The organism is Caldithrix sp., assembly GCF_056497305.1.
Genome location: NZ_JBSMDE010000054.1, coordinates 1 through 10775, shown reverse-complemented (window position 1 = coordinate 10775; position 10775 = coordinate 1). Strand labels below are relative to the sequence as shown.

Genomic DNA, 10775 nt, shown 5'->3' with positions numbered 1-10775 from the left:
AGCGAATGGTTATTGTCTTTCGCTTCTATTACCGCGACGGGGATATTGGGTTTATAATAAAGAATGATATCCGCTTTTTTACCCTTGCCTCGCTTTGTTTTGTTACCTTTTACATAAATCCTGCCTTTGGTAAAATACACTTCTTCACGAATTTGTTTATGGGTATCCCATCCTGCTTTTTCTAATGCCGGGATAATATATTTAGTTATAATGTCCCGTTCTGTTAAATCTTTCTTTGATGTCATTTCAGGCCCAAAAACATTTTACTACCCGCCATGTATGGCATTGTTAATAAATGTAGTTAATTTTTTAATATTATTCAAAACGATACTTAAAAATTTATTAGGCTTTAACGATTCATCCAACTGTATTTTCCACGACCAAAAAAATTTCGCCTGGCAAAACATGCCCCTCGTTTTTCGGTCAGGAGCAGCGATTTATTATCCATTATGTGAGCATATTTTTGCAATAAATTTCCTTTTTAAAAGTGTCTTATTCTGTTTTGATGTATAGATCTTTGGTTTTTTCACTCCAGAAGGATAGAGATCGTTTCTTTTATACCAAGGGATAGCACGCTTTTCTTTTGTACAAATTAATCGCACTTTACTTACAATAACTATTGCAACGATATGTGTGTCATCAAAATCTCGATGATTATATTTATTTTCAATATCTTTTTGGATAGCATCTACTTGATTATCATCTATAAGAACACAACGTCCTGCTTTTTGTAATTCTTTGATTATACTTATGTAATTAGAAAGTTTTTTTAGTTCTTGTTTATATCTTGAGCCCCCAAATACCATTTTGCCCGCCCCAAATGAAATCCATTTAAGAACTGGCCTAAATTCATTATGATATGTATCATTCGGGTTAAAAACAGATGCAATAGTACAAGAATCAATAACTATGCACATCATTCAATCCCTAATATTTTCATTTCTTCTTTAATAAAGAATTCTCTGTAACCAGAAGGTTGATTCTTAGACAAATTTCCATTGCGTTCAATTGGAATAGGATAAACTTTATTTCCTTTATTATCACGTTCAAAAAATAATATTTGAGACATTGGTAGATTGTTTTTTTTATGAGTTCTATAGTTAATTCTAAAACGATCTATAGTATAATCACTATGCGTTTCGATAAGAAATTTCTTACCTTCATTAACAGCAAATTGAAAAAATAAATCACCAAGAGCTGCTTGTGCCTTTGGATGTAAATGTACTTCTGGTTGTTGAATTGCATACCATGTATTTTTTCTGCGTACAAACAACTCTACAATAACTGGCAATGATTGAGAAACACCATATCCAACGCTACAAATGCTAAATTGTTTTTTATTTAATATTACATCTAATTCAAAAGGTACTGTAGCACCTCTTCCATATTTTTTGATTAAAATATTTTCAAATAAGCCGCTCGCTACACCAATTTTTTTTATAAATTGTTTAAAATTTTTTGCATTAGAATCCTGATCAAGTATCTTTTTTATTAAATAAGGCGTATGGTCACCTTCAGAGGAAAATTCGGATTTATACATATCATATGTATGTTTAGGTTTTGTCCTTATAGGAGCTATCCATGCTACATCACTATCAAAAACTAATGGGAAGAAATCTTTTAAAGTAGGTGGTATTAGTTTTTTTTGGGCTTTAGTTTTTGTTTTTGCTGAAATAGCTTCAATCAATTCAGCTAATATAATAAATGGTAATCTTTCTGGGATTTTAAGTATTTTATAACCTTTGGTATCTTGTTCATGGTCAGTTATCCAACTTGGATATATGTTATTTAATATATTTTCTTCATTAAATTCTTTGTCAAATTCAATTTTTTTATATCTAATTTTCGTCTCTGTAAAACGTAAACGCATAATATTGCTATTCCTGAGATATGTAAAAACAGATAGAAAAGGCATTCCATTTTTTTCTGTAAATGTCATTAAGAAAGCTACCATATTTTTAACATCATGATTATTATCAATCTTGATTAATCCAATATCAAAATGAGTTTTGTCATTAGAAAAGGCACTCACAATGTCGCCATAGTGACTGAATTCAACATCTTGAAATGAAAAATCTAAGTTAAACCAAAACTGAGAGGAAGATAATAACTTAAGAAGTTTTAAAACAGAAGTCTTCCCGGTACTATTTTCTCCAACTAAAAAATTTACATCTAAGATTGGGATATAACAGTTTGAAAATCCTCTGCAATTATTTAAAAACAAGTATCTCATAATATATTTTCCTTTTGTTTTAAGGATAACATAATATTATACCACTTTAAGGTTTAAATCCCACGCTGATTCGATTACAGCACAAATTCTTCGTCGTATTTTCTATTTTGCTTTAAATGGTGTCATAGTTGAGATACTGCATATTCTCTCAATCCCCGGGTTTCTTTTTCTATAAATATAATTTCCTCCGCTGTTAAAACCAAGTATTTTCGTAAACGTAGCGCGGGATATTTCAGTAAATAAAACAGCGCTTCTCTTTGATACTCATGGTTCATATTCCTTATTCTACCAGCCGAGAAGTGTGTTCCGTACGGATGCCGCTGGCAATAATCCGTTGTAAATCACAGCCCGGCATGAAAGGTAGCCCGCCTCTTTATTGTCGGGCTACCTTCAGACAACGGCTATATCTGCTTTTTTAGCTTAATTTATCAATCGGTGGCGCCGGCCTGGGCTTCCAGTTCGGCCATGGTTTTGCCGATGTTTTCTTTGTTTTTGATCTCGCCGCTAAAGGCGCCGGACATATTCAAACGTTCCTGCAGCCGCCGGTTAATGCGGAAATTGATCTTGATCGTGCCGTCCAGCTTAATGGATGGCGTAAAAATGCCAATGCCTTCCAGACGTACCGGCCGCCCCATGGACAAAAAATGCAGCAGGGTATCTTCCAGCTCAGCCAGCATGCCCACCACATCGCTTTTGTGCAGTCCGGTACGTTCCTTAATATGCTCCACCAGTTCGGTTTTGGTGGTCGTTTTTCCCAGAACAATTCTCGGGAAAAGCGGGGCAACATCCTTTAAGGCCATGTCTTATCCTCCTTAAGGTTAGTTAAACCATTTTCCAGCGGAAAAAAATAATTTTCCGCACTGGAAAAAAATTTTTCTAGCCTGAAAAACAAATTTTCTAAGGCGGAAAATTTATTCTTTAGCAAGGAAATGACCGATCGGGCAGTTTTTTGATAATCTCTTACGCGCATTCCATTTTTGCTCTGGCATGAAATGGAATCAAAAAATAGTTTTAAATGCCTGTTTAACCTTAAAGCAAATTTTAAACACACAAAAACCTCAGAACATTGTAATATCTTTTTAAAGGAGTGGATTAAACAAAAATCATGAACAATATAAAAAAAATATTGTTTAAATAAAAGTTTAAATGATGGGATATTCAATAACCTTCAATTTTTAAAAAATGTGAAATTAACTTAAACCGCTTAGAATACTTCCTTCGTAAGGTCTAGTTCCGCCATGGCGGGATGCGAAAATTTTCGTGAACGCGTGACGCGTTTCTTATTACGTTGTTAAGTCCTGGCGCTCTTTGCGAATTCTTGGCGCCCTTTGCGGTTGATTAAATTAGAGCTTTGGTTGCGGCTTTGCTGCCTTAAAACTCTGTAAAATTTTTCCTTATTTATAAAGCTTTATTTCTTCTATAAATGAAAAGTCTTTTGTATTATAAGTCCATAAAGTAATATCATGGTAAATAGCCGTAGAGGCTATCAAAGCATCTGGTATTTTTAATCCATGACTTTTTGAATATTGTTCAATTAAATTTATTGCTGTTTCAGTAATATCTTCATTCAAACTTAATATATTAAATCCACTTAATGCTCTTTTGATTTTATTTAGTTCTTCCTTATTAAATGCTCCATAAAATAATTCCATTAAAGTAATGGCACTTAGTACAATATTTTCACTCTCGAAATTATCAAAAACTTTCTTGGTATTTTCATTACCTTTTAAGTATTCTATTATTACATCTGTATCGCATAAAATGATTACATTCTCCATGCCTTATCTCTTAACTTTTCTTTAGTAATATCTCTATTTTTCCAGATTCCAAAAATTTCTTCAAAATTCTGGGCTCTTTTTGATTTTTGAGGTTCCCTTATTTTAACAAAAGGCAAGTGTTTTAAAAAGCTTAATAAGGCTCTTCCTTCCTTATTATTCTCTATTTCTATGATAATTTGCATAACATACTCCTAATTAAAAACTTCATTTCTACTATTATACTTTTTTTCTACTTTTTATTTAATTAAATCGTAAAAATTTCATGAATTAATTTCAAATTCCTCAGCTCATTTTTTTTTTTTAATATAAATTCTCCTTTGCTTAAAACCAAGTCCTTCTGTAAAATAATTGTCTAAGGCAGCACGGCCGCAACCAAAAGCGCTAGAAACTTTTTTAATCACAATTATTTTTCTCGCAGATTTAGCAGATATAATTTAAACCAACTCTTCAACACGTCCCTCCAAAAGCAGCATTAAAATTTTGGCCTCCCGCCATGGTGGTAGGCTACAATTTTTGTGCGGCAATATTACGAAGCTGTACCATAAGTTAGAATTGATGAATATTTACAAATTAAATTTTACAAAGCAAAGATTACCCCCTTCCTTTTTTTAAAGGGAAAGGTGCCGGCAGATGGATTTTAAAATAAAAGCTCACCTTTCGGTACAGACCCGGTGATTGTGGAGGTAAGGGCAAATAATTTCTTTGCGCCCCTGGCGGTTAATGTTTTCTTTTTAAAAGCATACTCATCTCATTCATCAAAAACATTCTTTTGACCAATATTCATCAACCTCAACCTTTTGAGCCAGCCTCAATCAAGGTTTAAGCGCTAAGCACCCATGTTATTTCAAAAACACGATTTTTCGCGCAACCACCTTTTGCCCGGCGCTGATTCTGAAAATGTACGTGCCGCTGCTTACCGTGCTTCCCTGCCGGTCCCTGCCATTCCAGATTACGGAATGCCAGCCGGCTTCCTGTTCTTTTTGCACCAGGGTAACAACTCGACGCCCGTTTAAATCGAAAATATCCAGGCGTACGTTCTGTCTTTCCGGCAATCCGTACAAAATGGTTACCGCCGGATTAAACGGATTGGGATAGGCGCTTTTTAACGTAAACGTTTCCGGGATGGATTCTTTGACAAATACAATTTCTACGGTTTGATGAATAGAAAGCTTACCGGACAGATCCCGATCACCCAATCGGTAATAGTACGTTTGATTTTCAAGCACTTCTGTATCCACAAAACTATATTTTGTTCGATGCGAAACCGTTCCCTGACCTTTAAGTTGCGGATGGGTCAGGTAGCTGGCAATTTCCGTCCAGGCGCTGTCATCAATCGTTTTTTTGTAAACAATAAAGCCCTGGTTTTGCATCTCGCTTTCCGTTTGCCAGGTCAGCTTTACGCCATTGTTCAGACATTGCGCCTGAAAAGCAGACAGCTGAACCGGCAGAGAATTATCCGAAGCGCCGCCAATGGTGAATTCCGAAAATCCGCTGCTTATGCCAGTCCACTCCACTATGGTTCCGCTGCCGCCGTAGTTATTGGTTCCAACGGCAGTCCATGGACTGCTGCTGTCTGTCCGCTTTAATAAATAAAGGGTTGAATAATCGCTGATTCCCGCCATCCCCGCCAGGTCCAGGCTCAGGCTGTAAACGCCATCCACCGCGCCGGAGAGCAGAGAAATTTTCCAGTAGCGATCTTTTGCCACATTTACAACGCCGGAGGGCAGGCTCCCCACAACGCCTGGATCGCTGTCGTATTTAATGGCCTCCAGGGCAATTTGCCCGCTGTTAGGCGTGGTAAACTGTACCGAAGCGCCTGTATTTTCAAAGGTATGTTTTGCGCTTTCTCCGGCTAAAAAGGTATGAAACGCCTCGCCGCGGATGGTAACGTCATCAACAGCCATATCGCTTTGATAACTATCCCCGGTAAGCCCTCTAAAACGTATCCGCTGAAAATCGCCCCCTTTGTACTGGTTTAAATGAATGGTGGCCACTTTCCAGTCATCCCCATTTGAACTTTGCTCGCCGGTTAGCGAATAAACGGTCGTATTCCACTGCCCGTTTGCGTACACATCGACATATAAATTGCCCATGGAAGCGCCGTACATATTGTACCAGAACTCCAGAGTAGGATTATTCTCTGCGCTAAAATTAAAATAATTACTGTACAAATAAGCCCACTTTTGGGGATAATTAGGAGTACTGGCTTCCACATACAGATACTGCCCGCTGCCTGAAGTATGATCTGCATTGGGACCTGTCCCGCCGGAAGGCGTTGTACCCTGGTTGACCGACCAGTCAATATCGTCGTCGGCCGCATTGTACCAATCATTACCGCTGCCAATATCGGTAAAAGTATCGAAATTTTCTGTGTAAGGAAAAGTATTCACAGTTGTGGCATTTTCTGTGGTAAAAGACCAGATGGTGGTACAGCCGGCAGCCGATCCCTGATTGTTGCGCGGTACAACCTGCACATAATAGGTTGTACCTGGCTGAAGATTGGGATGGTAACGATTGGTTGTCTGACTCTCTCCATTGACAATATTGGTGGGTGTGGCCGTACCTCCGCCATCCGTACCGAAATACAAATCGTAGCTGGTGGCATCGTCCACAGGTTCCCATTCAATAACCGTAGAAAGAGGAACATCAATGGCGCCATCTGTGGGTGAAATTAAATCTGAAGAACAGCTCTGGGGAACGCTGGTGTACTCTTCAATACCGCTAATGATGATGGAAAAAGCTTGCGATCCATTGGTTAACGTACCATCATGATCTACTGTAATGGTGTAGCTGCCTGCTTCGGGATTTTCGATGTACACCTGTTCCACGTTATCGATATTATTTTCAGAATTATTGGTGGCCGCAGCGTCGGGGTTGCTAACGTCCAGTTTCCAGGGGTAGTAAGTTACGCCGTTTCGCGTAAGCCTTAAGTCCAGATCGTTCACCAGCATGGGGTCTGTTGGATCCAGCGAAGCGGCAACCGGCGTGCCCGGTGGGTCTGTCCAGACAATGGTCACTTTTAAGGCCGTATTGCCGGCAGCGGTAATCGTTCTGGTATAACTGCCCCCATCATTAATCAATTGTTCATCGATTACATTTTGTTTGGTATCGTTGGTAATGAGCTGCGCCGCCCGTTTAGCGTTCAACAATCCCCAGCCAAATTTGTAGTCCGGGCCCGTGTAATCGCCCGCTTCATCGGCGGTATGAATTACCAGCGCTTTTAGCGTAGCCGAGCGCATGCTGCTCCCGCCATGCGTATTTTGATAATGTTGTTGTAGCAAAACCAGTGTGCCCGTGGCATTTGGAGACGCCATGGACGTACCGCTGTAAGTATCGTAAGAAGTATTGCCTGACGCAACGGATGAATACAATTCAACGCCATTGGCCGCCAGGTCTGGTTTAATGCGGCCATCGTCGGTTGGGCCCCAGGAGCTAAAGCTGCTCATCGCCACGCTGGTCGCATCAAAATATTCAGCCATATCGCCCACGGCGACAATGGTTAAAACATTTTTAGCCACGCTTGCCGAGCGCAGTAAATCAAAACCGCCATTATCCCAGTTATCGTCATAATGCGTATCGGTGTAGGAACCGCTGCCATTGTGCGTATGCGTCGTTCCGGGCGCCGGCGCAGTATCGGTGCGGTCATTGCCCGCCGACTTGACGATTAAATAATAAGGCGCGTCGTAAGCGATCTGATCCCAGCTCTGCGCCTGAGAATCGTAGAAGCCAAAATTGTACGATTCATTTTGATCCACATTAACGTCGCCGTACCAGTGCCAGCTGCCGTAACTATCCTGATACCAGCCGGTAATATAGCCATAACTGTGGTTACTAAGCTGTAAACCGGAAGCCGCCGCATTGGACATCTCTGCGTCGTCGCTATTCCAATCATAGGCATCCAATTGAGCTTCATAGGCCATACCTTTAGCCTGAGCCTGCACGCCGGCCGCTACCATGGTTCCTGCCACATGAGTAGCATGGCTGCTACTGCTGCCGGGTGAATCTTTTTGTGTGACGCGTGTGCCAAATTCCTGATGCGTGGTCAGCACTGCTCCGCCATCCCACTCCCCCAGAGCAGTATAACCGCTGCCTGTTATAGAAAGCCCAAGACTGCCGCCCGGCCACAAAGTATTGGTGCGTGTGGTAATGGCCGCATCGGCATTCTCCGTTATATAATAAATCGGAATGCCCCGCTCTAATCTTTGAATTTCTATAATTGTTCCATCCGGAAAAACCTGACGAATCGGCAGACCGTTGGCTCTGGCAAAGGCCTCCGCCTGTTCGCGCAGCTGCTGCCACTCTATTCTTTTTTGTTCAGAAAATTTTAGCAAGGCCTCTATATTAGTTTCTGTTTGCGCCAGAGAAAATGAAAGGCCAGCGAAAACAAATAAAATTGACAATCCGTAACGTAGCATAAACTCCCCCCACTGCACTTCTTCATTTTAAATTAAGCTGTACCAGCATAAACGAAAATCTCTTTTAAGCCGGGGGAGAGCAGGTATTAAATAAAAGAGGAACCGATTAAACTGCTGTGGTTTGGCAATATATCCCATTCACCCCCGCTAATCGTAAAAAAACGAATTTAAATCTCTCTTTGGTACAGACTCCAAACTCACCACTTAAAAAACTCACCGTTTCAATAATTATGAAATTTAATTTACACTGCAATTTATCATGTGATGTACATCATGAAAAATTTGCTTAAATAAAAGGGGGAGACTGAACTTAAGGCCGATGACAACAACCGTTAAAGTTATCTCAAGAATAGTCACCGGTAAAAAATTAAGCTGGAAGCTTGAAGATAATGAAATTCAAATTGCCGTTTTTAATCTTTTTTTGCTCACTATTTTCTTTTTTGAAAACCAATGGTCCTGATTATTCTGGTGCAAATGTAAGCAAACGATTGATGCCTGCAAAAAAGCTGTTTAGAATACTTACTGCAAAAGATCTAACTCTTTAGCGTGCGAAAAATTTCTTGAATGCGTAACACGTAACTCGTCACGCGTCACGCGTTACTTATTACGCTGTGTCAAGTCTTGGCATTCTTTGCGACTGCTTTGCGCCCTTTGCGGTTTATTAAAAGCTTTGGTTGCAGCTATGCTGCCTTAGAATACTTCCTGCAAAACTTCTATCCCGCCACGGCGGGATGCGAAAATTTTAATGCTGCCTAATTACAGGCCATTCCCAAACGTTTGAGTAGATGAACATTTAGAAATCTAATTTTACAAAGCAAAGATTAAAACGCCCCCTTCCTTTTTATAAAGGGAAGGGGGCTGGGTTTTAAAATAAAAGCTCACCTTTTGGGACAGACTCGAGATTGAGGGAGTGAGGCAATTAATTTTGAATTTTAAACATTACTTTGCGCTCTTTGTGACCCCTCTGTGCTCTCTGTGGTTACTTAAATCCCTGTGTAAATGTCTTTTAGTGGCGTCTGTGCTCCCTTAGTTTGATAAAATTAAACGGCGCTGAAGCGAACAAATGGGGCAGCGCCATTGTCCTGGAAAACGGCTGAACGCTTTATGGCAATGGGAAGATGTGCACGGGTACAGTAAGCGCAGAGTCTTGCATTTTTGATGGTGCTATTCGAGATGTTTTTGGTATGGTCGATACCTGGAGTCCCAATATTGCGGCGACGGAAATCTTGATTGGCGGGGAAAGTGCAGCGGCAAAGACGCACAGGGCAAAATAGCCGCCAGAGGCATGTATTTTTACGTTCTGAAAACAGGAAATGCTGTTTAATTAAGGAAAATGTTTTCCGGCTGTAGAAATGACTATGCTTTTTTCTCCCTTTTTAAAGAAACCCCATGGTAGATTTCTTTTAACGTTAACAATAAATCCAGATCGTTAATTGCCAGTCGATCGTTCCAATCGGAAAACTCGCTTAAAACCCAATGGCCGTCTTTTCCCAAACGAAAATACTCAACATGCAGGGCATCCTGATCAATTAAAACATAATGTTTTAAAGTTGGGATTTGCCGGTAAAAATAGAATTTGTCTCCCCGATCGTAGGACCTGGTGGATTCGGACAGCACCTCGGCAATCAATACGGGATTCAATACCGTGTCATTGCGCGTTTTGTAAAATTGAGGCTCTCCGCAAAGGATCATAATGTCCGGATAGGTGAAAACATCAACCGACTCTATCCAAACTTTAATATCGATGGTAAAAATGCGGCAATTGGATTTAGCCAATTTCTCGATGGAATGATGCGCAAAATTATTTACAATGGTATTATGATTAACCGATGAACCCGCCAGATCAAATATTTCACCCTGAAAATAGTCATGGCGAATATCCGACTTTTCTTCCAGAGCAAAATACTGCTCGTGGGTTAATTTACTCTTTTTTGCTGCATCCTGCATGACGCGTTACCCTCATAACTTTGAATTAATATATTAATCTTGTTACGAGATGTCAAAATAATAAGAACAATTAATAATTTATGCTAAGACTGTCAAAAAACGGATAGATATTACCATTTACTTCTTTTTAATTGTTTTACAAACCATGCCAAAATATTCTCAAAAGAATTTGTCAAACCGTTTTTAGTTTTATGGCGCTTCCCATGAAAGGAATTATTCTAAGGCAGCGCAGCCGCAACCAGAGCTGTAATTTAATCAACCGCAAAGAGCTCAAAGAATCCACAAAGTACGCCAGGACTTGACTGTGTAACAAGTAACGCGTAATGAGTTACATCCGTAAACCAAAGCGTTTATCATCACCGATCAATCTCAAATACTGTAAACCATTAGATCAACTCATCA

Annotated in this window: 7 protein-coding genes and 1 pseudogene; all 8 read right to left on the bottom strand. The window is 39.8% G+C overall.

Features of this window, described 5'->3' with window-relative positions:
* Positions 1-245 (bottom strand): annotated as a pseudogene (locus tag ACWB0I_RS04445) (type I restriction endonuclease subunit R); the annotation flags it as partial.
* Positions 246-440: 195 nt separating this feature from the next.
* On the bottom strand, positions 441-920 hold the full coding sequence (locus ACWB0I_RS04440; protein WP_479386831.1) for a hypothetical protein: 480 nt from the start codon (positions 918-920) through the stop codon (positions 441-443).
* Entirely contained in the window at positions 917-2233 is a 1317-nt protein-coding gene (locus ACWB0I_RS04435) for an AAA family ATPase (protein WP_479386830.1), read from the bottom strand. The genes ACWB0I_RS04440 and ACWB0I_RS04435 overlap by 4 nt, the downstream gene beginning before the upstream one ends.
* 428 nt (positions 2234-2661) lie before the next feature.
* Positions 2662-3033: an HU family DNA-binding protein gene (locus ACWB0I_RS04430; protein ID WP_479386829.1), complete on the bottom strand. Its 372-nt coding sequence runs from the start codon at positions 3031-3033 to the stop codon at positions 2662-2664.
* 594 nt (positions 3034-3627) lie between these two features.
* Positions 3628-4011, bottom strand: a complete 384-nt coding sequence (locus tag ACWB0I_RS04425; RefSeq protein ID WP_479386828.1) for a PIN domain-containing protein — start codon at positions 4009-4011, stop codon at positions 3628-3630.
* Entirely contained in the window at positions 3999-4193 is a 195-nt protein-coding gene (locus ACWB0I_RS04420) for a hypothetical protein (RefSeq protein WP_479386827.1), read from the bottom strand. The genes ACWB0I_RS04425 and ACWB0I_RS04420 overlap by 13 nt, the downstream gene beginning before the upstream one ends.
* A gap of 657 nt (positions 4194-4850) precedes the next feature.
* Entirely contained in the window at positions 4851-8426 is a 3576-nt protein-coding gene (locus ACWB0I_RS04415; protein WP_479386826.1) for a S8 family serine peptidase, read from the bottom strand.
* Positions 8427-9782: 1356 nt separating this feature from the next.
* On the bottom strand, positions 9783-10373 hold the full coding sequence (locus ACWB0I_RS04410; RefSeq protein ID WP_479386825.1) for a Uma2 family endonuclease: 591 nt from the start codon (positions 10371-10373) through the stop codon (positions 9783-9785).
* Positions 10374-10775: the final 402 nt, after the last annotated feature.